Below are 23,508 nucleotides of genomic sequence, written 5' to 3' on the forward strand. Positions count from 1 at the left end.
GGTGGTGCTCAACCAGCTGAGCTACGAGCCTATTAAGACCAAGAGTTTATCACCGGCGGCGTACTTGAGTAACGCCTTTGAGCTCTTCTAGGCTATTTTGGACCAAGCGCAAGGCCTCCGAGTCCCTAATCTCAACCGTAAAGAGGATCTGGGCCACTCCTCGTTTGGCAGATTTTCGCAAATCAATCACGTGCACGCCCTGTCTGGTCAGCACCTCAAATAACTCGCGCATCAACTCAGGTCGGTCTAGAGCGCTAATAGCTAAATCAGCTGGAAATACACGTTGGGAATCTTCTTTGGGGTTTAGCGTAGCAGCAGTCTGATTCCATGCCGTCTGAATTACCCGTTCTGGGGCTCTTTCTAATAAACCCCTGAAAGTCTTACAAGCGCGGCGGTGGATCGATACCCCACGACCCTGTGTAATAAAACCTGCAATCGGATCAGGGGGGACCGGGCGGCAGCAACGAGCTAATTGCGTCAACAAAGAGTCGACACCAACGACCAGCACATCACCCCCCTGAGTCTGCTTACGGCTGCTTTGGCGTAACACGATTTCAGCAGAAGATGGTGGCCTTACTTCCGACTTTAACTCTGACTTGAGGTCTGCAGACTTTGCATGCGCCGCAGTCTCTTCGTCGTCTAGAGCATTAAACCAGGCACGCACGCGTGTGCGAGCCCTTTGAGAGCGCAAATAGTTGCGCTCAGGGCTAATCCAATCCCGCGATGGTCCGCCATGTTTGACGGTAATAATTTCAACTGTCTGACCATTTTGCAGTGGCGTATCTAGTGTAACCATCGCGCCATCGACTCGAGCACCACGACAACGATGTCCTAAGTCAGTGTGTACTGCATAAGCAAAATCAATAGGGGAAGAACCCTTTTCGAGTGAAATTACTTTTCCCAAAGGTGTCAGCACATAAATATGATCATCAATCTCATGATGCTTAAGTTGATCCCAGGCATCCTCTTTCCAAGAAATGAGTTGCCTTGCCCAAGCAATTTGTCTTTCATAAGCAACCTCAGCACTATGAGTGCCTGCTTGATGGCTTGGATGTAGATTGGCATTTTTAGGGGGTGTAGTAACACCAGCATAGGCGCCCTCTTTGTAACGCCAGTGCGCAGCCAGCCCAAATTCAGCCTGCTGATGCATCTCTTGGGTGCGCACCTGAATCTCAAAGGCAGTGCCATTCTCATCCATAACAACAGTGTGTAAGGATTGATAGCCATTGGGCTTAGGTCTTGCGATGTAGTCATCAAACTCGCGAGGTACGGGCTGCCAAGCGTTGTGCACTAAGCCCAAAATAGCATAGCAGGACTTAATATCTGCAACCAATACGCGAAACGCTCTCACATCATAGAGGTTAGCAAAATCCAAAGACTTACCCTGCATCTTTTTCCAGATGCTATAAATATGTTTTGGTCGACCCAAAACCTCACCATCAATGTCAGCATTCTGAAGTTCTTGTTTTAAGCGCAATACAATCTGCTCAATAAAGACCTCTCGCTCGATGCGCTTGGCATCCAACATATTGGCAATATCACGATATGTTTTGGGTGACAAAGTACGAAAGGCTAAATCCTCCATCTCCCACTTCATCTGCCAAATACCAAGTCGGTTGGCCAATGAGGCATCAATATCCAGAATCTCTTGCGCCCAAGCTGCAGGCATTTCCAACTTTTCCTGAGTTACCCATCGAAGCGTTTGCAAACGTGAGGCTAAATAAATCAAGACCACACGCAAATCATCACCAAAGGCCAAAAGCATTTTGCGTAACATCTCTTCCTGACCAGCAACACTGAGGCCACCATCATCGCGCACCAATTTAGCCTGAGCTTGTCGAAGACCTCGATACCCAATAAGCAACTTAGCTGACTCATCACCAATGAGTTTAATGAGCGCCTCCTTCCCATGAGTACGCGCAATATTTATAGCGGCCGTTAATGTCGCCTGGTCTAGATGAAGCATTTCTAATATCCGCAAAACCCCAGAGGCGTGACTTTCGGCAGGCTCACCATACCAGCCATCTATGATTTTAAATTTCTGAAGTGAGTTTGCCATTAGTTAAGACAGATTTTCGGATGAATACTCGCCTAGAAAAACATGAAGAATTACTTAACTAAAGAATTCTTTTGCTAGTGCAATTTGCTCAGTCTTCACAAATGCTGGCGCATGACCGACATTGGGTATTTCAATGCTTCTAGCATATGAATTAACTTTGCACATTTCTACAACTGTTTGCGCGGATAAAAGATCTGAGTTGGCACCCCGTACTATCAACATCGGAATGTGGATTTGTTTAAATGCATGCCACATCGCCATCTCACCCGCCTTGGCCATGATTGGATTTACAGAGGCAAATGGTACAGAGATGTCTGGGTCATAATGCATCTCCCACATGCCATTTTTTTGGATGAGCATAGGCCCGTTATAAATCTCCCACTCCTCGGGGGTATGCTCACCAAAGGTGGAGCAAATTGCATTCAAGCGGTTCAGTGCGTCAGCGCGGTTTGCAAAAGAAAAGGGTTGACCCACATAAGACCCGAGACGCTTAATTGATTCAGGCTCTATGCGCGGACCAACATCATTGATCAACATACGGCGTATTGGAGAATTTGGCATCGAGGCATAGATCATGCCAATCAAACCACCCATTGAAGTGCCCAGCCAATCCACCCGGGAAACACCCAAGTGTTTTACTAGAGTGGTCATGTCAGCAACATACTGCGGAATGGCATACATCATCGGGTTTGGTAGGCGCTCAGAATCACCCCTGCCGACCACATCAGGACAAACTACGTAATAGTCTTTGCACATTGCTTGCGCGAGGATTTTGAAATCACTGCCGCGCCGCGTGAGGCCATGTACACAAATTAATACTTTTGAATTAGTTGGATCTCCCCAGGCGCGATAAGCCATTCGATGCATGCCATCACTATTCTTGCAATTCACAAAGAAAGTGTCACCCTGATGCTGCACTGCTAACTCTGAGTTTGAGGTTTGTTCATGCTCATGCTCCCCCGCCACTTCGGGTTGCAAGGTTACATGATCAATCCCATGCTGATCGAGCAACATCAGATTAATGCGCGACATGATGTCGGGCCACTCTTGCATATCTTTAATTTCAATATGGCCAATCAAGGCGGGAAAGCTTGGTGTCATTTCCCAAACGTGAAGATCGTGCACCGCAAGGACACCAGGGACTTTTTTCAAGTCACGACCCACTTGCAAGTAGTCAATATGAAGTGGTACGCCCTCCATGAGGAAGTGATAAGACTCGTGCAGGATGCTAAAGGTAGACTTCAGAATCAATAAGGAGACCAAAATGGAAAGGATGGCATCGATTGGCATCCACCCAGTCAACTGTATAACGAGGCCGGCGAGCAAGGCGGCTACTGAGCCGAGCAGGTCACCCATCACATGGACTAATGCAGCCCTGGTATTAACACTCTTTTTGTCACGAGATAAAACCCAAGCAACCACGATATTCATCAACAAACCGATGGCGGCAACAACCGTTACCGTAAGTCCATCGACTGTGTGCGGCGTATAGAAACGGCTAATCGCCTCAAAAACAATCCAAGCCACCAATACCAGCATCACAATACCGTTGACAAAAGCAGCGAGAGCTTCTGCGCGACCAAAACCAAATGAATGCTTAGGGGAAGGTGGTCGCCTAGAAATGATTTGCGCTAGGAGCGCAAGACCTAAAGCGGCTGCATCGGTCACCATATGACCAGCATCAGAGATCAACGCTAAAGAACCTGCAAAGTAAGCAGCAGCGCCCTCAACTCCAGAGAAGCTCAGCGTCAGGATCAACGCTATCAGCAAAAGGTTCTGGTTGGACACTTCCTTGCTATGGGAATGCTTAGCATCACCCTTTTTATGGGCATGCAAAGAAGGGTCACCCCCCGAATTTAGTTGGGAGTGTGCAGGCTTTGGAGAGTGAGAATGATGGGATCCAGACATGGTGATCCCATTATTTCACTAAATGATGACTGTAGTTAGAAACCTGCTGTATCAACAGGGGCACCCGTTTTAGCGATCACCTCTTCTTTGGTGACGCCTGGAGCCAACTCAACCAATTTCAAACCCTTAGAACTGACATCCAAGACACAAAGGTCAGTAATGATTTGGCTAATAACACCCAAACCAGTCAGAGGCAAAGTGCATTTAGGCAAAATTTTCAGCTCTTCAGTCCCATCTTTTTTCTTGGCAACATGCTCCATCAATACAACCACATGCTTAACACCGGCAACGAGATCCATTGCACCGCCCATGCCTTTAACCATTTTTCCTGGAATCATCCAGTTAGCTAAATCACCGAACTCACTCACTTGCATTGCGCCCAAAATGGCGATGTTAATTTTTCCACCACGAATCATGCCAAATGAATCCGCAGAAGAAAAAATCGATGAACCAGGCAAGGTTGTAATGGTTTGTTTACCCGCATTAATCAGATCGGCATCAATTGTTGCCTCCGTTGGAAACGGGCCAATGCCCAATAAGCCATTCTCAGATTGCAGCCAAACTTCCATATTCTTTGGAACGTGATTGGCAACTAATGTTGGCATTCCAATTCCCAAGTTAACGTAGTAGCCATCTTTTAATTCTTTAGCAGCACGTGCTGCCATCTCTTCTCTATTCCAAGGCATATCGATCTTCCTAAATATATTTCTGTCAGTGTGTGGATGCAGTGATTAGACTGCAGACAAGGTACGTTGCTCAATACGCTTCTCTGGGGTCGCATTCAGAACTAAGCGATGAACATAAATACCTGGCGTATGAATCTGATCTGGATCCAACTCGCCGTTCTCCACAATTTCTTCAACTTCAGCAACGGTAATCTTGCCGGCCATCGCGACTACAGGGTTAAAGTTTCGAGCGGTGTAGCGGTAGATAAGATTGCCAGACTTATCAGCTTTCCACGCCTTCACCAAGGAGATGTCGGACACAATTGCTCGCTCCATAATGTAGCGCTCCCCATCGAATTCTTTCTCCTCTTTACCCTCAGCAACCAAAGTACCTACACCCGTCTTGGTGAAGAAGGCGGGAATGCCGCAACCACCTGCGCGTAATTTTTCAGCCAAAGTACCTTGGGGTGTGAATTCCAATTCCAACTCGCCCGCCAAAAACTGACGCTCAAATTCCTTGTTCTCGCCTACATAAGACGCGACCATCTTTTTAACCTGACGCGAATTGAGCAAAATACCCAGACCAAAGCCATCGACGCCTGCATTATTAGCAATAGCGGTCAAATTTTGCGCGCCTAAATCCTTGACTGCCTGAATCAAGGCCTCAGGAATTCCACAAAGGCCAAAACCGCCGACTGCAAGTTTCTGGCCATCCTTCAAAATATCCCTTAAAGCATCCACTGCCGATGGGTAGGTTTTATTCATAGCTTTAGTCCTAAATATTGCCAAAAGTGTAAAAGAGCAATCATAACGCCATAAGCCTTAGAGGCTACTCTTGAGTGGCGCAAGATAGAATTTCCATGCTTAGAACTAAACTATCAGAAGTCATAGCCCTAAATTTGAGATTTTTCGGAGAATTTGTATGAATCCCCAAGACCTTCTAGAGCAATTTGGACCCCGAGAGTCTATGGACTTCGATCTAGTCATAGTTGGCGGTGGTCCAGCCGGCCTTTCCGCAGCCATTAAGGCAAAACAACTTGCGAATGCCTCCGGCAAAGAAATCAGTGTCTGCGTTCTAGAAAAAGGCTCGGAGATTGGCGCCCATATTCTGTCGGGTGCCGTCATGGACCCTAAAGCACTGTCAGAGCTCTTTCCCAATTGGAAAGAATTAGGCGCTCCGTTGGATACGGAAGTCACAAAGGATCAATTTCTTTTTTTAACTCCTAAAAAGTCTTATCAGGTTCCCAACTGGATGCTCCCGCATTGTTTTAAGAATGAAGGTAATTACATTGTGAGCCTGGCCAATGTCACCCGCTGGCTAGGGCAACAAGCTGAAAACTTGGGCGTGGAAATTTTTCCGGGCTTTTCTGCGGCAGAGATTCTATTCAACGAGCAAGGTGCTGTGTGCGGAGTTATCACTGGATCAATGGGCTTGGATAAAGAAGGTCAGCCTACCGATCAATTCCAATTGGGCATGGAGCTGCGTGGTAAATACACTTTATTTGCCGAAGGATCGCGCGGACACCTAGGCAAGCAGCTCATCTCCCGCTTCTCACTGGACAAGGATGCAGATCCCCAAAGCTATGGCATTGGTATTAAAGAACTCTGGGAAGTTGAACCATCTAAAAGCAAACCTGGCTTAGTCGTGCATACCGCTGGCTGGCCACTGGAGAGCGATACCTATGGGGGCTCCTTCCTTTATCACTTGGGTGATAACAAGGTAGCTGTTGGCCTCGTTGTGGGCCTGTCCTATAAAAACCCTTATCTCTCTCCCTTTGAAGAATTTCAACGCTACAAGTTGCACCCAAAGATTCGAGAAACTTTTGAAGGCGGCAAGCGGATTGCTTATGGTGCCCGCGCATTAACTGCCGGCGGCTTAAACAGCCTACCCAAAACCATTTTTCCTGGCGGCGCGCTAATTGGCTGCGACGCGGGGTATTTAAATGCTTCCCGTATCAAGGGTAGTCATGCGGCCATTAAAACTGGCATGCTCGCAGCTGAAGCAGCCATTGCAGCCATCCATGAGAATCGCGCTAACGATATGCTCTCGGCATATCCCACGGCGTTTCAAAATAGCTGGTTACACACTGAACTGAACCAAGCACGCAACTTCAAACCATGGATGTCTAAAGGCCTTTATGCAGGCACAGTGATGGTGGGTATAGAACAAAAACTCTTAGGTGGTCACATGCCTTGGACTATCCACCTCAAACATGCTGACCATGAGTGCCTGGAACCAGCCTCGCAGCATCAGCCGATCAACTATCCAAAGCCCGATGGCAAGATTACTTTTGATCGTCTTTCATCGGTATTTATATCCAACACCAATCATGCCGAGAATCAGCCGATTCATCTGACGCTCAAGGACGCATCAGTACCCGTAAACCTTAATCTCAAAACTTACGCAGGACCAGAACAACGTTACTGCCCGGCAGGTGTTTACGAGTTTATTGAAGAGGATGGCAAGGCTAGATTGCAGATCAATTCACAAAATTGCGTGCATTGCAAAACCTGTGACATTAAAGATCCGAGTCAAAATATTGTTTGGGTTACACCCGAAGGTGGTGGCGGGCCAAATTACGCTGGAATGTAACTAGTTGAAGTTGCTAAAGGTATTAACGCGACGGGTAACTGCGCGGTCGTAATTTTTGAATTGCCATGCCTGCCAAACCACAGGCTAAGGATGACATCACAAATACATCGCGCGGTTGAAATGCATCCCAAATCCAACCAGCACAAAGACCGCCCAAAGTACCGCCAAGTCCATAAGAAATTGTCGCCAAGAGAGCTTGCCCTCTAGCCTGTAGCGGTCCAGTAAACCAGCGTTGTAGCAATTTAGTGGCGGCGCTATGGTGTGCGGCAAAGGTTCCCGCATGCAAAATTTGCGCAAAGATTAAAACGGGTGTGATCGGATAAAGCGCAATCAAGGCAAAGCGTACTACCCCTACCCCAAAAGATGCTTGCAATACTACCTCGGCGTCAAGACGGCTCAAAACCTTACTCTGGAAGTAAAAAAAGATCACTTCCGCAAGCACGCCTAATGCCCAAAATAAACCAATTTGGAATTTGTTGTACCCCAGATTTGATAGATACAAAGAATAGAAAACATAAAGTGCGGCGTGGGCAAAAATCATGAAGAAGCCCGAAAGCAAGAACCACCGTACATCTGGATTAAAGAGAACAACTAAGAGTTCGCCTTTCACCATCTTGCGACGCTCCATCTTGGGCTCGTGCAAGAGCAATGTGATGAAGGCCAATAAGGTCAGAACAATCATGCCAACATATGGATAGAGTTCAACCCCCTTACGCTGGAAAAGCTCTCCAGCAACTAGCACCATCGCAATAAATCCAACCGAGCCCCAAAGACGTAAACGCCCATAGCGTTTATCAAATGAATTATCTTTAAATAAAGCATGCACCGTTGCTGATTCACCGAGAGGCATCAAACTACTCAAGATGGTATGCAAGACAAACATCCATACAAAAAAAGCGATGTATGTATGCAGGAAGAAAATGCAAACAAAAACGAGCGCTGCTAAAAAAGCACAGAACCGAATAATACCGACGCGATTAGATAAATAATCCGATAGCCATCCCCACGAAAATGGGCCAACGATACGCGTAATTTGCAGCATCGACATCAACACTGATATCTCAATCACGTTAAAACCACGCTCTAGGAAAAATAAACTAGCGTAAGGGGATACTAAGCCAACATAAGCGAAATATAAAAAGAAAAAGGACCCGAAGGCCCACCGTACTGAAGGTGTCATTTGCTGAGTGAGGTGATTTAATCCGACTGTGATCCAGGACGAGCGGCTGGTATTGGCGCGACGGTTAAAGCGACATCTCCACACTGAGCACGATGACGCAATGCATGATCCATCAAAACCAACGCTAACATTGCTTCAGCAATTGGGGTGGCTCTAATGCCCACGCAAGGGTCATGTCTACCCTTAGTCTGAACTGTAATAGGCTTGCCGTCCAAATCGATCGATTGCTTAGGACTCAGGATGCTCGATGTCGGTTTGATTGCAATTGAGACTTTCAGGTCTTGGCCACTGCTGATACCACCCAATGTGCCACCGGCATTATTAGTGGCAAAACCATCTGGATACAGTTCATCACCATGCTCGCTACCGCGCTGGAGAACGCAACCAAAGCCTGCGCCAATTTCAACACCTTTAACAGCATTGATGCCCATCATGGCATGAGCAATATCAGCATCCAATTTGTCAAAAAGTGGCTCTCCCAAACCCACCGGAACATTGCGCGCACGGACTTCAATCCTTGCACCGCAAGAGTCACCCGCTTTGCGCAAACTATCCATATAGGACTCAAGCTCAGGAATAATCTCTGCGTTAGCTGCAAAAAATGGATTGCACTCAATTTGAGTTGTATCTTTAAAGGGAATCTCAATTTCACCAAGCTGACTCATGAATCCATAAAACTCTGTGCCGTATTGTTCGTGTAACCACTTCTTCGCTATGGCCGCCGCAGCTACCACGGGCGCAGTTAAACGAGCCGACGAGCGACCACCTCCACGTGGATCACGCAAACCATACTTGTGGTGATAAGTGTAGTCAGCATGGCCAGGTCGGAAGGTTTGCAAAATATTACCGTAGTCCTGACTGCGTTGATCTGTATTACGTATTAATAAAGCGATAGGAGCACCAGTGGTTCTACCTTCATAGATCCCAGACAATATCTCGACTCTGTCCTCCTCTTTGCGCTGAGTCACATGTCGTGAGGTACCCGGCTTGCGACGATCTAAGTCTATCTGCAGGTCGACTTCAGATAACAACATTCCAGGGGGGCAACCGTCAACAACGGCACCGATCGCGGGACCATGGGATTCGCCAAAAGTAGTGACGGTAAAGAGAAGGCCTAAAGTATTTCCTGACATATCGACATTATGTCATCTGTCGGCAGGATTGGGTAAGTCTGCGAATAAGGGATAGAGGTTCTAGTTGGGGGCTTTTTGCGTATCTTCGGGCCAATCCCGGATATAGGCTTTGAGCATTGTGTTCTCAAAATCTTGGGCTTCAACCACCGACTTGGCAACGTCATAAAAAGAAATGACACCCATCAGCATCTTTTGATCAATCACCGGCAAATAACGGGCATGGTCTACAAGCATCATGCGGCGAACCTCATCGATCTCGGTCTCCATGTTGCAGGTCAAGGGATTTTGATTCATGACCGAGCGCACCTGTAAGCCATCAAGCTTGCCATGATTCTTCGCTAGCGCCTGTATCACCTCACGAAAGGTCAAAATACCTGCAAGCTTATCGTGCTCCATCACAATCAAAGAGCCAATGTCGTGATCGCTCATCACTAAAACTGCATTTTGCAGCAGGGTTTCTGGAGTGACAGTAAATAGCGTACTACCCTTCACTCGCAATATGTCATGAACTTTCATTGAGCCCCCGCAATTATGTATTTATTACTTGAATATATTCCCAAGACCCTTAAGAATCAAGCATTTCATGGTGGCATTAGTAGCGAATAACCCTAATAAAACCAGCTCGAATACTCGGCAGATTAGCCACTAGAACGGCGCCCGCTAAAGTAATCCACCACGTAAGGTAGATCCAAAGTAATGCGAGGGGGAAGATGGCGAATGCGCCATAAACAGTCTTATAAAAAGCGGTTTTGGTAAGAAACAAGCCAAAGCCGAACTTCATTAATTCAAAAGTGAGTGCCGCAAAAAATGCCCCACTCAGAGCATCGCTCCAGAGAATTTGGGCGTAAGGCAGAATTTTGTACGCCAAGGTGTAGACGCCAATTGCCAACAACACCGGGACTACAGTTGCAATGAGACTCAAACTAAAGGTTAAAGCTTCAGTCCAACCCTCCGCGGCGCTCAATAACAAGCCGCTCAAGTAAGTACCAAAACCTAAAAAAATGGGTCCCAAGACCATGGCAGCAAAATAAATGGCTATTTTTTTAAGAATAGGTCGCCTTTTATGAACCTTAAAAATCTGATTAAAGGCCCCCTCGATCACCGCCATTGTCATGATTGTTGTGATGAGCAATCCCAGTAGACCCAAAAGTGTCAACCCCTTGGCTTTCGAAGAAAATTGGTCTAGATACATAAAAACCTGCTGATTTAAACCTCCAGGCATATAGGTATCCAGAAGCCAGTTCTGAAAGGCGTTTTTGATGCGGACAACGCTGGGTAGATAGCTAATCAGGATAGAGGCGACAGTCAACATAGGCACCAGCGACAAGGTAGTCGTGAAAGAGAGGCTGGCTGCTATTTGCTTAATATTTTGACCGCGATTGCGCTCCCATATCTCTCTAACGAGAGAGAGCCATAATTGGGGATTACGAAAAAGGCGCATCGCCGTATCATAAGAGAAGAATATGAGCCAACACGATATTTTAGTTTTGTACTACTCCCGCTATGGTGCAACCCAGGAGTTGGCGCGCCTGATTGCCGAAGGAATTGAGAGCATTCCAGGCATGAATGCCCGCCTGAGGACCGTTCCTGCAGTTTCTGCAGTCTGCGAGGCTAGCGAGGAAGCTGTACCAAAAGAGGGGGCTCCTTATGCTGAATATGCCGACCTGCAGGAGTGTGTCGGTCTAGCCTTAGGCTCCCCAACCCGTTTTGGCAATATGGCGGCTCCAATGAAATATTTTTGGGATGGCAGCTCCTCAGAATGGCTCAATGGCGCCCTTATTGGCAAGCCCGCTTGCGTTTTCACAAGCACGGGCAGTCTGCATGGTGGGCAAGAAAGCACCCTCCTCACGATGATGATCCCCCTTCTGCATCACGGCATGATGATCATGGGCCTGCCCTACAGTGAGCCAGACCTGATGAGTTCAAGTACGGGGGGGAGCCCCTATGGAGTGACACATCTCGCCCATGCAGATGGCCGAGCACCAATTAGCGCCGAAGAGCAAAGACTCGCAAAAGCGCAGGGCAAACGTTTAGCCCAAGCCGCACTGAAATTAATTAAGAAATAATTGTTGATGGCAATGATCAAAAAAATCTTAGACAAAAATCCCTATCAACTTATTGCCACTGCGGCGTTTATTGATTTATTTATATTATGTGTTTGCTGGGAGTGGTTTATCTCACCACTACGCCCAAATGGATCATGGTTGGTCGTCAAGGGCGCGTTCCTACTATTCGCAATTCCAGGGCTTTGGAAAGGTAAAATCTATACGATGCAATGGGCTTCCATGCTCATCTTGCTGTATATCACTGAAGGCTTAGTTCGTATTACTGAAACAGGTGCTAATTTTTGGCTGGCATTACTGGAAACGCTTTTAGCAACTACTGCCTTTGTCTGCCTATTAATATATCTTAAGCCGATTAAAGCGCAAGCCAAAAGCCTTGCCAAGAAACGCGCTCAATCCGAAAAACATTCATAAGTCATAACGCAATGTCGCCAACATTTCTGACTGAACTGGAGTCTATCTTAGGCAAGAACTATGTTCTCACTTCAGCAGCCGACACCACGCCCTACCTGACCGACTGGCGTAAGCGCTATACCGGAAAAGCCTTGGCAGTCTTATTGCCGGGTAACGTCAAAGAAGTTGCAGCAATTGTGAAGGCGTGCGCAAAGGCCAATATCGCAATCGTTCCGCAAGGCGGTCATACAGGATTTTGTGGTGGTGCTACGCCAGATGCTAGTGGCAAGCAAGTCGTGCTGAACTTAAAGCGCATGAATCAAGTTCGTGAGATTGATGCAAGCAATCAAACCATCAGTCTGGAAGCTGGCTGCATCCTACAAGCCGTTCAAGAAAGAGCGGTATCTGAAGGCTTTTTATTTCCATTGAGTTTAGGCGCCGAAGGTAGTTGCATGATTGGCGGCAATCTTGCCACGAATGCTGGCGGCACTAATGTATTGCGCTATGGCAATACTCGTGATTTATGCCTAGGCCTTGAAGTTGTCACCGCTCAAGGTGAAATCTGGAATGGGCTTAAAGGCTTGCGCAAAGATAACACTGGCTATGACCTGCGTGATTTATTTATTGGATCAGAAGGTACGCTAGGCATTATTACAGCTGCAGTGATGAAACTCCATCCATTGCCGATTTCCCAATGGACCACCCTTGTTGCCACCGAAGATATTGCCGCGACTATTGCACTGCTTAATTTATTTCAAAAGCGCGCAACATCTCTGCTGACTGGTTTTGAAATGATGACTCAAGAGAGTCTCGCTTTGAACGAAAAACACTTTCCGCAGATGACAAATCCTCTGCAGAATAATCCGCCGTTGACTATCCTGATTGAGCTCTCCGATCACGAGAGCGAAGCACACGTTCGTCAATTATTGGAATCGATTTTGGAGGAGGCTTTTGAAGCCGGCATAATTAGCAACGCTGTCATTGCGAGCAACCTAAGTCAGGCCAATTCTTTTTGGCATATGCGCGAACATATCACCCTAGCTCAAGCAGCTGAAGGTGCCAACCTTAAGCATGACATTACCATCCCCCTTTCCGCCCTTGAAAGCTTTATTTACGAAACCGATCAATTGGTCAGAGCTAAATACCCCGGCGTTCGAATCATCAATTTTGGCCACCTGGGGGATGGCAATCTCCACTACAACATTGCGCCGCCAGAGGGATCTGATGCCCAAGCATTCAATTTGGCTAATGAAAAGCCAATCCATGAGCTAATTTATGCTCAAGTTGAGCGTTGCAAAGGCTCTATTTCGGCGGAACATGGTGTCGGACAACTTAAATTGGATGGCCTGAGGGCTCATAAAGGTGAAGTTGCCCATGAGCTCATGAAAACTTTAAAAAGGGCTTTAGACCCCCAAAATATCCTCAACCCCCATAAAGTTGTCTCGATTTAGTCTAGTTTTATTGAATTTTTAATAAATATTTTGTAATTCTTGTCATCTCGCCCTCTTTACTATGCGTTGTATGCCCATGGAGGTGACAAATATGTCAACAAGACTCAAACGTTGGGCTCGGTCAATTCAGCAGATTAATTTGTCTAAAAAGACAGATCCTGAAGTGGCAATTGGCTATCTAGATAGCAAATACCGTGATATTGCATGGCGTTATATCCGCATTTTGGGCTTTGAACGCACCATTAGCTTCATGGCTAGCAATAACTTCCATCCAGAATAAGCACCTCAAATACAGACCCTAGATTATTGATTTATCTAGGGTTTTTTGTTTGCTACTCAAGCAGTCTGATTGGGCGCATTAGCCCTAAAAACCCAAGTTGCCAGCAGCGCCAAGGCGCATAGCGCGCACGATCCTGAAAACAGGAAGGCGTAAGTCGGACTATGGGATTCATAAATCCAGCCAAAGATAAAAGAGGCTGGAAACAGCATTACCCCAGAAATTAAGTTAAACCACCCAAAGGCAGTCCCAGCCATACCTAGAGGCGCCATATCAGCAACCAACGCCTTCTCAACACCTTCTGTAGCCGCTTTAAATAAGCCATAAATCCCAAATAAGAGGCAAATCGTCCAAATGGAGATATTGGGCAAGCTCATGGCCATATAAAAGAAGGCGAAAGCTAGCCAGGCAATCAAAATAAAGTACTTCCGGCTAAAGCGATCTGACAAGGCAGAAAGTGGTGTTCCAAAGATGGTAGTGATCAAAGAAATGGCTGCCCATAGCAAAGGAATTTGCTCCTGCGGCACGCCAGCATCTCTCGCCCTTAATAACAAAAACATGTCAGAAGAATTGCCAAGGGCAAATAAGCCGACAACAAAAATATAGCGTCTCAATTGCGGGGGCAACCCTTCCATGCTCCATGTGAATTTCTTTGGGATCACAGAAGCTTCTCTTGCCGGCTCTTTGAGGCAAAGGGCTAACACTACCGTAATGACTCCCGGAATGACTGCCCAAAGAAAGATATCTCGCAAAGGAACATTTAAGGATAAAAGCAAAGCAGCAAGCAATGGACCGACTACGGCACCGGCATTATCCATAGATCTATGAAGCCCAAAGGTAATGCCTCTTTGGTCGGTGGGAACACTTTCAGCTAGCAACACATCGCGGGGTGAACTTCTTAAACCCTTTCCTAGACGATCTGTAAACCGAATCAAGAGCACCCAAGTCCAGGAGCTGGCTAGAGCAATCAAGGGTCGACCAATGCCTGCTAACAAGTAGCCAATCACAATCCAAGGCTTGGATCTTTTGGTTCGATCCACGATCACACCAGAAACCAGCTTGAAGATGCTAGATGTTGCTTCTGCAATGCCCTCAACAATACCAAGTGCGCGAGGACCCGCCATTAAGACCGAGGTCAAATATAGGGGCATTAAGGGGTATAGCATTTCGCTCGCAGAATCATTCACAAAGCTAATTAGGCCAATGAGCCAAACTGTTCTAGGAAGTGAGCGTAAGGTTTTCCACATGTTTTTCAATGTATCACTAAAAGTCAGTATGAAAAAAACCGGTGATTACTGTCATAAACACTTGAAACTAAAGAGAATAAAACATAGGATCAAAGAGTCGGGTATTTACACGCAAAGATATAACAATTCAATATAGGAATAATCATGAGCCAAAAGAAATTAGTTAAACAGTTACTAAAAAAACTCGATAAGTTGGAATCCGATAGAGAGAAGTTGATCGACAAATTAGCTAAAGCTTTGGATAAGATGGACAAGAAGGTAGTTGCAAAAAAAGCTCCGGCGAAGAAGGCTGCCGCTAAAAAAGTAGCTGCCAAGAAAGCTCCAGCTAAAAAAGTTGCTGCTAAGAAAGTTCCAGCGAAAAAGGCTCCAGCAAAGAAAGCGCCAGCTAAAAAAGTAGTTGCGCCAACTCCATCAACCTCAGCTTAAGTCAATCCACCTCATGACTAAATTTACCAAGGCCCTTGAGCCAGTAAAAAGTCATGAGGATCAATTAAAACTTCTGCAGATTGAATTAGTCAAACTACAAAAAAATATCATTCAAAAAGGTGAGCGGCTCCTGGTTATCTTAGAGGGTCGTGACACTGCTGGTAAAGATGGCACTATCAAACGTATCACTGAACATTTAAGCCCGAGGGATACTCGAGTTGTCGCGCTAAATAAGCCCTCCCCAAGAGAGGAAGGCGAGTGGTATTTCCAGCGCTATGTTGCCGAACTACCTAGCGCAGGTGAGTTCACCATCTTTAATCGCAGCTGGTACAACCGAGCTGGCGTTGAAAAAGTCATGGGCTTTTGTACTGACACACAATACAAAAAGTTCATGAATACCGTGAATGACTTTGAAGCCTTACTGGTAGGTTCTGGCATCCAAATCCTGAAGTATTACCTAGACATTACTAAAGATGAACAAGCTGCGCGCTTAAAGAGTCGAGAGACTGATCCACTCAAACAGTGGAAGACTAGCCCAATAGATCAACAGGCCCAGAAATATTGGAAGACTTACAGTACGGCGCGTGATCTGATGCTCAAAAAGACCAATAGCGCAGATGCTCCTTGGACGGTAATTCATGCGAACGATAAAAAACTTGCTCACCTCAATTTGATTCGAGACCTTCTATCGAGAGTGAATTATCCCCAAAAAGACAAAAAAATCTTGAAAGTAGATTCTAAGATTGTTGTCTCTTGGTCAGCTAACTCCAGCAAGCTTCCTAAGTTAGCGCCTTAAGAAAAGAAAGTCTTCGCCTCCTCAATAAGTTCTGCGGGACACTCTTCCGGAATATAGTGGCCAGAAGGCACGTGACGACCGGTCACCTCATTGCTAGCTACCCTCTTCCAATCTTCAATTGGCGTAAAGCATTTATTGACTAAGCCGTGCTCGCCCCACAGCACTCTAACAGGCATGGATAATTTTTTACCTACTGCACGATCTGCACGGTCATGCACTAAATCAATGGAGGCAGCAGCGCGATAGTCTTCACACATCGCATGCATGCCTTCTGGATTACTTGCACTAGCCAAATAATCAGCCCAACAGCCAGGATCGAAAATACCGGTGCCCGCATAGCGGCCCATATGATTCTTCAACCAGTACTCCGGGTCGGCGCCAATCAGCGTTTCTGGGACTGGTTCTGGCTGAATCAGGAAAAACCAATGCCAGTAGCCTCGAGCAAATTCCATAGTGGTGTTTGCATACATGGTTAAGGTCGGGGAAATATCCAAGACCATCAACTTAAGAACGCTTTGTGGAAAATCTAGCGCCAAACGATGTGAAACACGTCCACCGCGATCATGACCTAATAAGAAGAATTGTTCATGACCCAACAACTTCATGAGCGCATGCTGATCGGCCGCCATCGACCTTTTAGAATAAGTAGAATGATCCGTCTTGCCATGAGGCCTTGACGACGCGCCATAGCCTCGTAAGTCGGTCATAACGACTGAGTAGTATTTAGCCAATTCGGGGGCTACTCGATGCCAAATTGCCTTAGTCTGAGGAAAGCCGTGAAGCAATAACAAGGCAGGACCAGAGCCACCAGTTTGGCAGGCAATATTGATGGGGCCATCTTCGGACTCTACAGTGAACTCTTTATCCTCAAACCCGGGAATGTGAAATGTCATTAGAAACTCTATAAAAAATTAGCCGTTAGGGCAAGGCATCAAGCTACCAGTTTTGGTATTCAATTGCGGTTTACAAGGCGGTACTGGCTGAGCCTTTGGTGATGGCGCCGCCACTGGGATAGTTGAACTGGGCACACCTGAAGTCGAAGGGGTTGCAGGAACTACAGAAGTCATACCAACCGATGGCGTACTTGCCTGAGCACGCACAAATTGTTCGGGGCCTGGACAAGGCATTGTTGCTCCCGTTTTGGGATTCACAACTTCCTTACATTGAGGGTTGGCTTCAAGTCGAGACTCGATCTTAGTGATACTGCAAGCAGACAAAGTAACAATAGTGATCAGCAATATTCCGAGATATTTAGGTGCGTAAAATGTATTCATTAGTTGGCCAATATTTTAGATAAAAAATCTTTAGCTCTTGGGGAGCGTGCGTCAGGGTTTCCAAAGAACTCATCCTTAGTGCAATCCTCAATGATTTTTCCTTGGTCCATAAAAATGACACGATGACTCACTTTGCGTGCAAAGCCCATTTCATGAGTAACGCAACACATGGTCATACCCTCATTTGCTAGCTTCACCATTACATCCAAAACCTCCCCCACCATTTCTGGATCTAGGGCTGACGTGGGCTCATCAAATAACATAACGATGGGGTCCATACTAAGGGCGCGAGCAATCGCTACACGCTGCTGCTGGCCACCAGAAAGCTGCCCAGGAAATTTATCTTTTTGCGCCATCAAACCTACGCGCTCTAGATATTTCAGGCCATGCACTTTGGCCTCTTCCGCCGATCTACCAAGGACTTTAATTTGTGCGAGCGTCAGATTGTCGGTAATGCTTAAGTGCGGGAATAGTTCGAAGTGTTGAAACACCATCCCTACCCTTGCTCTTAACTTTGGCAAATTAGTCTTTGGGTCATGTAACCTCACACCATCAACCGAGATCTCCCCTGATTGAAAGGGCTCTAAGGCATTAATAGTTTTGATCAGCGTGGATTTACCAGAACCAGATGGTCCGCAGATTACCACTACCTCTCCTTTTTTAATGGAGGTAGTGCAATCACTTAGCACCTGAAAAGAGCCGTACCATTTTGAGACATTTTGAAGTTCAATCATGATGATTTATGCGCTTTGGAATAGGGCTAATTAACGAATGATGGCAACGCTGGCTTGGATCTTGCGCACCACTTTGGAAAGTGAGAAACAAATGAGAAAGTAAGTTACCGCAGCCAAAATATAAGTTTCGATTGGGCGACCGTAGTTCTTGCCGGCAATTTCAAATCCCTTGAGTAAGTCATAAGCACCAATGGCATAAACCAAAGAGGTGTCTTGAAACAAGATGATGGTCTGGGTCATGAAGATGGGGATCATATTTCTGAAAGCCTGTGGCAAAACAATAAAACGCATACTCTGACCATAAGTCATACCCAGCGCTTCTGCTGCGTAACCCTGATCTCTCGAAACAGATTGAATGCCAGCACGCACAATCTCTGAAAAAAAGGCGGCCTCAAAAGCAATAAAGGTAATCGTCGCAGAAAGATCGGCACCAATCGGTTTGCCAATCAAAATCGGAATAAGAAGAAAGAACCAAAGAATCACCATCACCAAAGGAATGGATCGCATGATGTTGACATAAAAAGTAGCCAGATACGCTAGAGCGGGTTTACCTGACAGCCTCATTAATGCCAAGCCAGTTCCAAATGCAATCCCACCAATAGTAGCAAACACAGTTAATTGCACACTGAACAACAAGCCCTTGAGGATGTAATTGGTAAAAAGATCCCAATTGTAAAAACTTAAGTCTAGGGTCAACATACGCGTAATTCCTAGTGAGCCAAGCTTGCATCATGAGATGCAATAAACCCAGGAATACGGGTGCGTTTTTCAATCGTGGCCATGATGCGATTGACGGCGAACGCTGAAAAGGCATAGAGCAAAGTAACCGCCAAATAAATCTCGACACCTTTAGAGGTTTCTTCTTGGGCTTGCATAGCAAACAAGGTCAATTCAGGAACAGAAACAGCAAAAGCCACTGAAGAGTTTTTAATCAAATTCATGCTCTCTGAGGTCAATGGCGGAATCACAATACGCAGAGCCATGGGCAATAGAACATATCGATAGCTTTGAGCGGTTGTGAGGCCTAAGGCAGTTGCGGCAGCGAATTGCCCGCTAGGCAAGGACTGAATACCTGCCCTCACCTGCTCTGCAATCCGAGCAGAGGTAAAAAATCCCAAGGCGATACTGACCAGCCAATAAGAAGGGAGCTGCTTCAGTGGCAAGATAAATGCAGGAATAACGTGGTACCACAAAAAGACTTGAACCAAGATAGGGATATTTCTGAATAACTCTACCCAAGCCGTAGATAGTCGAACCAACCATTGGTTGAGTTTTCCACCATCAGGCAAAGTGCGCAAGGTACCCATAACAGCACCCAAAATTAAAGCAATTGTTAAACTGAGACCAGCAACGGCTAATGTCCAACCCCATGCCTTAATAAGCCAATCTAAATAACTAGGATCGCTGTTTTTGGCAAAGCCAAAGACCGCAGAGAAGCAGTGATCAACTAACTCTCCGTCTAAGGTGTTTCGACAAAAAACACCTAGATCTAAAGCCATATCAATAACTCGCTTTTGTTAAATTGCTTCAAATTATTTCTTTGCGTAATCTTCCGCAGGTTTATCGTTTGGATTAGTCCAAGCATTTTTAGTAGCTGGAGACAATTCAAGACCTACAACAATATTTTTCGGTGGAATGGGTTTTAAGAACCATTTATCCCATAAGGCAGGCATTTTTCCACTTGCAACAATTTTGGCGATCGCAGTATTCACTGCTGCCTTGAACTCTGGGTCATTCTTAGGGACCATGATGCCAATGGGCTCAGTACTCAGAACTTCGCCAACGATTTTGAAGTCCTTAGGATTCTTGGCGTTAGCAATATTACCAGCCAGAATTGAGCCGTCCATCACAAAGGCATCCGCTCTTCCGGACTCTAACAACAAGAAGCTATCAGCGTGATCTTTACCAAATACCTCGTCAAAATTAACGCCATTCGCCTTTTCATGCTTACGTAATAGCTGAACTGAAGTTGTACCTGTAGTCGTTGCAACTTTCTTGCCAACGAGTTGAGCGATGGAGCTAATGCCTGAGTTTGCCTTTACTGCAATACGAACTTCCTCAACATAAAGAGTGTTAGCAAAACCTACGTCTTTAGCACGTGCTGCTGTATTGGAAGTTGTGCCGCACTCAATATCAATGGTGCCATTTTGGATGAGAGGCACGCGATTTTGTGAGGTGACGGGTTGATAATTAACGCGCAAAGTGCTCAGGCCAAGCCTGTCTTTAATGTCATTCAAAATCAGGCGACAAATCTCAACGTGATAGCCATCAAATTTCGAGCCACCGGTGGCGTACGACATCGGTATGGAAGATTCGCGCACCCCCATGGTAATAGCGCCGGTAGATTTAATTTTGTCTAAAGTAGGGCTTGCAGCCTGGGCAGTAAGAACGCTCGCCAAGAAAACAACCGCAACTAAACAGTTTCTATGCAAATTTTTACTTTTCACGTATATAACCCATCACCTATTCAGATAAAAATATCTTCACTAGTATATCTATAGATACCGAAGCAAATCGAGCATGAACCCCCAATTAAGCACTTAAATAACCATTAGATATCCCTTCAGGGCTTTAAAAAGTGGGGTTTTGAAGTTGGATAGTCAGGCCATAAATTCTGGAGTAAAGTGAGTCAAACTAGATAAATGGAGACCTTTATGAACCTGCATTTGGGAACTTTCAGATTACCAAGAGTGCTATCTTCTGTTTTATTCATCAGCTTAGTTGGCTTTTTAGGCACCTCTAATGCAGATCCCATTCCTCCTGGATGGTCGGCACAAAACATGGAGGTTGTGAGTTATACCTCTGTAGATGGCAAGCCCGGCTTTAAGATTGCCCTCACTCGCGCAGGCGATCGCCTTTATGCAATTACCGCTCACTATAGCGTTCCAGGCTGGAGCGTGATTGATGTAACCGACCCTAAAAACCCCAAAGTAGTTAAGTTCATACCTGGGCCAGAAAATACTAATACCGTTCAAGTCGATATTGCCGATGGCATCATGGTTGCAGCCTTGGGTCGCCCAGAAAATCGTGAGGGCACGGGTATGGATCCTAAAAAACCATACGAAGCAGGCGTGATCTTCTTTGACGTCAAGGATCCGCTCAATCCTAAAGAATTGGGGCGCTGGCATACCGATAACCCCAATGGACGCGGCACTCACCGTAATTCATATTCTGGCGGACGTTATGTGCATCTCGCTGCTGACATGAAAGGGTATGACGGTGATATCTACGTCATCCTCGACATCATCGATCCAGCCAAACCGGTTGAGGTTGGAAGATGGTGGATACCAGGGCAGCACGTTGCGGGTGGAGAAACACCCCAGAAAGACCCTAACATCAATCTCCATAACCCGAACTTTGTAGACGGCAATCTAGTCTACCTATCTTATGGCGATGCGGGCATGGTTATTTTGGATATTAGCGATATTTCAAAACCTAAATTCGTATCCCAAACTAAGTTCCAGCAGCGTCATCGCTTCGATGTGCATACCGTCTCACCAGCGCTGGACCGCAAATTAGTCTACGTCAACTCAGAATCCGTTATCTCTGATTGCAAGGGTCCTTTGGATCACGCCACCGTGGTAGATATCTCGAATCCAGCCAAACCTTTTGCAGTGGGTCGCTTCCCGACTCCAGTGCCGCCACCAGGCTTACCCTACAAAAACTACTGCGACAAGGGTGGGCGTTTTGGTCCGCACAATATGAATCAATTGCAATACAACCCAAACGTGCAAAAGCAAGGGAACTTAGTTTATTTAACTTGGTTTAATGCCGGCCTGCGTGTTTATGATGTATCAGACAAGCGCATGCCAAGAGAAGTAGGTTCTTTTATTGCAGGCTTGCCTGAGAAGGTTTACATACCCTCTTACGGAAACTTTGTTCGCATGGAAGATGTCTTTGTCGATAACCGTGGATACATCTATGTGACCGGTGGAGCACAACAAGGTATCTACATTCTTCGGTATAAAGGACCGGTAAAAAATTAATCAGTTACAGCATCAAAAAAAGCCGCTCAAGAGCGTTTTTTCTCGGCATTACAGCCTGCTTTAGAAAATGCCATATTGGCAGCGTAATTTATCAGGGGGAAAGGAGAGTCTGGCCTGCCCAGCACGATTCGAACGTGCGACCTACGCCTTAGAAGCTGGAAAAATGAGCTAAAGTAGCTTTGCTAATGGCGCTGTGATTGCCCTCTTCTTCTTTTGGGGATGGGATGTCGCAATCAACCTAACAGAAGAAACCAAGAATCCTGAAAAATCGCCAGGCTACGGCATTGTTGGGGCCATCCTTATTATCCTTGCAGCGTTTACTGCCTTTGCCAGCATTTCCTTAATGTCTCTAAGTGATGATGAAATCACCCAATCTGGCACCAACATCATTTTTGCAGTTGCTGAAAAGATTATCCCCAAGCCCTGGAGTTATGTCGCCGTACTGGCACTCATTCTCTCCACTATTGGCACAATCGAAACATCGATGTTGCAATTTTCCAGAACAATGTTTTCTAAGGCAAGAGATGGGATATTTCATCAACGCTGGTCTGAAGTTCATCCCCACTGGAAAACGCCTTATGCAGCTACTTTTTTAATTGCCTGTTTCGGAATCATTACCCTATTGCTATCGCTGAGCTCAGAAAGCATTGCCGTTGTCATGGCGGCATCCATCAACATCATTGGCGTCCAAGCCGCCTACTATTACGGACTGGCTGGCTTTGCCTGTGCATGGTATTTCCGCAAAGAAGCCGTAAGGTCTGTGGGTCTATTTATTACGATGCTCCTATGGCCAACAGTCTCTGCGATTGCCTTGTGGAGCGCAGCAATCTTAGCAATGCTTAGTTTTGATAAGCTTACCTTTACCATTGCACTGGGAAGCTTGCTATTGGGTGTGATCCCGCTGGTAAGATTTAAATTACGCCAACATAAAAAGAAGTAGGCTGACTTTTTATTGCAGTGTCTTGAGGTAGGCAATGAGATTCTTGCGGCTTTCTTCATCAGCCATCCCAGAGTAAGGCATACGTCCACCAGGGATGAACCCTTGAGGATCGTCAATATATCGATTCAAGGAAGCAGCATCCCAAGTAACGCCGCTTTTTTTAACGGCATTTGAATATCTATAGCCCTCTACAGTGCCAGCTGGTCGTCCATAGATAGCAAACAAGCTTGGACCCAAAAGGTTTTCGCCGGCCTTAGTGCTATGACAGGCTATACAATCTTGAAACTGTTGCTTACCGATAGACGCATCCTGCGCAACAGCAGATTTAGTGAATGCTAGCAAATACAGGGAAAGAAAGAAAAAAGATTGCATCTTCATAGTGA

Annotated in this window: 24 protein-coding genes and 1 pseudogene; 9 read left to right on the forward strand and 16 right to left on the reverse strand. The window is 46.1% G+C overall.

Annotation, left to right across the window (positions count from 1 at the left end; genetic code table 11):
- Positions 1 to 49 precede the first annotated feature (49 nt).
- The 4 genes from ICN46_RS05690 to ICN46_RS05705 are packed head-to-tail and all read right to left on the reverse strand — an operon-like array spanning position 50 to position 5,397.
- Entirely contained in the window at positions 50 to 2,059 is a 2,010-nt protein-coding gene (locus ICN46_RS05690; protein WP_216205792.1) for a RelA/SpoT family protein, read from the reverse strand.
- A 54-nt stretch (positions 2,060 to 2,113) separates the two neighbouring features.
- The gene (locus ICN46_RS12135) at positions 2,114 to 3,967 is read right to left on the reverse strand and encodes an alpha/beta fold hydrolase (protein WP_216205794.1); all 1,854 of its coding nucleotides are present in this window, start codon (positions 3,965 to 3,967) and stop codon (positions 2,114 to 2,116) included.
- Positions 3,968 to 4,002: 35 nt separating this feature from the next.
- Entirely contained in the window at positions 4,003 to 4,653 is a 651-nt protein-coding gene (locus ICN46_RS05700; protein WP_216205797.1) for a CoA transferase subunit B, read from the reverse strand.
- Between the two features lie 45 nt (positions 4,654 to 4,698).
- Positions 4,699 to 5,397 (reverse strand): CoA transferase subunit A, encoded by a 699-nt coding sequence (locus ICN46_RS05705; RefSeq protein ID WP_216205799.1) that lies wholly within the window; start codon positions 5,395 to 5,397, stop codon positions 4,699 to 4,701.
- A 157-nt stretch (positions 5,398 to 5,554) separates the two neighbouring features.
- Here ICN46_RS05705 and ICN46_RS05710 point away from each other — a divergent pair, with 157 nt between their 5' ends.
- Positions 5,555 to 7,225: an electron transfer flavoprotein-ubiquinone oxidoreductase gene (locus ICN46_RS05710; protein ID WP_216205803.1), complete on the forward strand. Its 1,671-nt coding sequence runs from the start codon at positions 5,555 to 5,557 to the stop codon at positions 7,223 to 7,225.
- Positions 7,226 to 7,247: 22 nt separating this feature from the next.
- On the opposite strand, the gene ICN46_RS05715 is transcribed toward ICN46_RS05710, so the two are convergent.
- The 4 genes from ICN46_RS05715 to ICN46_RS05730 form a co-directional block, all read right to left on the reverse strand.
- Complete coding sequence (locus ICN46_RS05715) at positions 7,248 to 8,405, reverse strand: MFS transporter (RefSeq protein ID WP_216205806.1); 1,158 nt, start codon at positions 8,403 to 8,405, stop codon at positions 7,248 to 7,250.
- Between the two features lie 17 nt (positions 8,406 to 8,422).
- Positions 8,423 to 9,538 (reverse strand): chorismate synthase, encoded by a 1,116-nt coding sequence (aroC, locus tag ICN46_RS05720; RefSeq protein WP_216205809.1) that lies wholly within the window; start codon positions 9,536 to 9,538, stop codon positions 8,423 to 8,425.
- Between the two features lie 60 nt (positions 9,539 to 9,598).
- The gene (locus ICN46_RS05725; protein ID WP_216205811.1) at positions 9,599 to 10,054 is read right to left on the reverse strand and encodes a CBS domain-containing protein; all 456 of its coding nucleotides are present in this window, start codon (positions 10,052 to 10,054) and stop codon (positions 9,599 to 9,601) included.
- Positions 10,055 to 10,130: 76 nt separating this feature from the next.
- Entirely contained in the window at positions 10,131 to 10,979 is an 849-nt protein-coding gene (locus ICN46_RS05730) for a YihY family inner membrane protein (RefSeq protein ID WP_216205814.1), read from the reverse strand.
- Between the two features lie 22 nt (positions 10,980 to 11,001).
- On the opposite strand from ICN46_RS05730, the gene wrbA reads away from it, so the two are divergent.
- From wrbA to ICN46_RS05750, 4 genes are all read left to right on the forward strand, one after another.
- Complete coding sequence (gene wrbA, locus ICN46_RS05735; protein ID WP_216205817.1) at positions 11,002 to 11,604, forward strand: NAD(P)H:quinone oxidoreductase; 603 nt, start codon at positions 11,002 to 11,004, stop codon at positions 11,602 to 11,604.
- A gap of 6 nt (positions 11,605 to 11,610) precedes the next feature.
- Positions 11,611 to 12,015 carry a DUF2069 domain-containing protein gene (locus ICN46_RS05740; RefSeq protein ID WP_255538761.1) on the forward strand — a complete coding sequence of 135 codons (405 nt, stop codon included), beginning with the start codon at positions 11,611 to 11,613 and terminating at the stop codon, positions 12,013 to 12,015.
- 11 nt (positions 12,016 to 12,026) lie between these two features.
- Positions 12,027 to 13,445 carry an FAD-binding oxidoreductase gene (locus ICN46_RS05745; protein ID WP_216205819.1) on the forward strand — a complete coding sequence of 473 codons (1,419 nt, stop codon included), beginning with the start codon at positions 12,027 to 12,029 and terminating at the stop codon, positions 13,443 to 13,445.
- A gap of 91 nt (positions 13,446 to 13,536) precedes the next feature.
- Positions 13,537 to 13,725 (forward strand): hypothetical protein, encoded by a 189-nt coding sequence (locus ICN46_RS05750; RefSeq protein ID WP_216205822.1) that lies wholly within the window; start codon positions 13,537 to 13,539, stop codon positions 13,723 to 13,725.
- 56 nt (positions 13,726 to 13,781) lie between these two features.
- On the opposite strand, the gene ICN46_RS05755 is transcribed toward ICN46_RS05750, so the two are convergent.
- Entirely contained in the window at positions 13,782 to 14,969 is a 1,188-nt protein-coding gene (locus ICN46_RS05755; RefSeq protein ID WP_216205825.1) for an MFS transporter, read from the reverse strand.
- Between the two features lie 144 nt (positions 14,970 to 15,113).
- Between ICN46_RS05755 and ICN46_RS05760 the strand changes: the two genes are divergently transcribed.
- Positions 15,114 to 15,395, forward strand: a complete 282-nt coding sequence (locus ICN46_RS05760) for a serine/threonine protein kinase (RefSeq protein ID WP_216205828.1) — start codon at positions 15,114 to 15,116, stop codon at positions 15,393 to 15,395.
- Positions 15,396 to 15,408: 13 nt separating this feature from the next.
- Positions 15,409 to 16,191 carry a polyphosphate kinase 2 gene (ppk2, locus tag ICN46_RS05765; protein ID WP_216205831.1) on the forward strand — a complete coding sequence of 261 codons (783 nt, stop codon included), beginning with the start codon at positions 15,409 to 15,411 and terminating at the stop codon, positions 16,189 to 16,191.
- On the opposite strand, the gene ICN46_RS05770 is transcribed toward ppk2, so the two are convergent.
- Genes ICN46_RS05770 through ICN46_RS05795 form a run of 6 tightly spaced genes read right to left on the reverse strand, consistent with a single transcriptional unit; the run spans position 16,188 to position 20,646 of the window.
- Positions 16,188 to 17,084: an alpha/beta fold hydrolase gene (locus tag ICN46_RS05770; RefSeq protein ID WP_216205834.1), complete on the reverse strand. Its 897-nt coding sequence runs from the start codon at positions 17,082 to 17,084 to the stop codon at positions 16,188 to 16,190. The genes ppk2 and ICN46_RS05770 overlap by 4 nt on opposite strands.
- A gap of 18 nt (positions 17,085 to 17,102) precedes the next feature.
- Complete coding sequence (locus tag ICN46_RS05775) at positions 17,103 to 17,465, reverse strand: hypothetical protein (protein WP_216205837.1); 363 nt, start codon at positions 17,463 to 17,465, stop codon at positions 17,103 to 17,105.
- Positions 17,465 to 18,199, reverse strand: coding sequence for an amino acid ABC transporter ATP-binding protein (locus ICN46_RS05780; protein WP_216205839.1), 735 nt, complete (start codon positions 18,197 to 18,199; stop codon positions 17,465 to 17,467). Before ICN46_RS05780 ends, ICN46_RS05775 begins: the two co-directional genes overlap by 1 nt.
- Before the next feature lie 30 nt (positions 18,200 to 18,229).
- Positions 18,230 to 18,898 carry an amino acid ABC transporter permease gene (locus ICN46_RS05785; RefSeq protein WP_216205842.1) on the reverse strand — a complete coding sequence of 223 codons (669 nt, stop codon included), beginning with the start codon at positions 18,896 to 18,898 and terminating at the stop codon, positions 18,230 to 18,232.
- Positions 18,899 to 18,909: 11 nt separating this feature from the next.
- Complete coding sequence (locus ICN46_RS05790; RefSeq protein WP_216205845.1) at positions 18,910 to 19,698, reverse strand: amino acid ABC transporter permease; 789 nt, start codon at positions 19,696 to 19,698, stop codon at positions 18,910 to 18,912.
- A 33-nt stretch (positions 19,699 to 19,731) separates the two neighbouring features.
- Complete coding sequence (locus ICN46_RS05795; RefSeq protein ID WP_370625486.1) at positions 19,732 to 20,646, reverse strand: amino acid ABC transporter substrate-binding protein; 915 nt, start codon at positions 20,644 to 20,646, stop codon at positions 19,732 to 19,734.
- Positions 20,647 to 20,853: 207 nt separating this feature from the next.
- Between ICN46_RS05795 and ICN46_RS05800 the strand changes: the two genes are divergently transcribed.
- Positions 20,854 to 22,185, forward strand: coding sequence for an LVIVD repeat-containing protein (locus ICN46_RS05800; protein WP_216205847.1), 1,332 nt, complete (start codon positions 20,854 to 20,856; stop codon positions 22,183 to 22,185).
- A 187-nt stretch (positions 22,186 to 22,372) separates the two neighbouring features.
- Positions 22,373 to 23,125: pseudogene (locus ICN46_RS05805) on the forward strand (amino acid permease); the annotation flags it as partial.
- A gap of 9 nt (positions 23,126 to 23,134) precedes the next feature.
- On the opposite strand, the gene ICN46_RS05810 reads toward ICN46_RS05805, so the two are convergent.
- Positions 23,135 to 23,503, reverse strand: coding sequence for a c-type cytochrome (locus ICN46_RS05810; protein WP_216205851.1), 369 nt, complete (start codon positions 23,501 to 23,503; stop codon positions 23,135 to 23,137).
- Between the last annotated feature and the right edge of the window lie 5 nt (positions 23,504 to 23,508).

Origin of the sequence: Polynucleobacter sp. Latsch14-2 (genome assembly GCF_018881925.1) — a bacterium.
Taxonomy (GTDB): Bacteria; Pseudomonadota; Gammaproteobacteria; order Burkholderiales; family Burkholderiaceae; genus Polynucleobacter.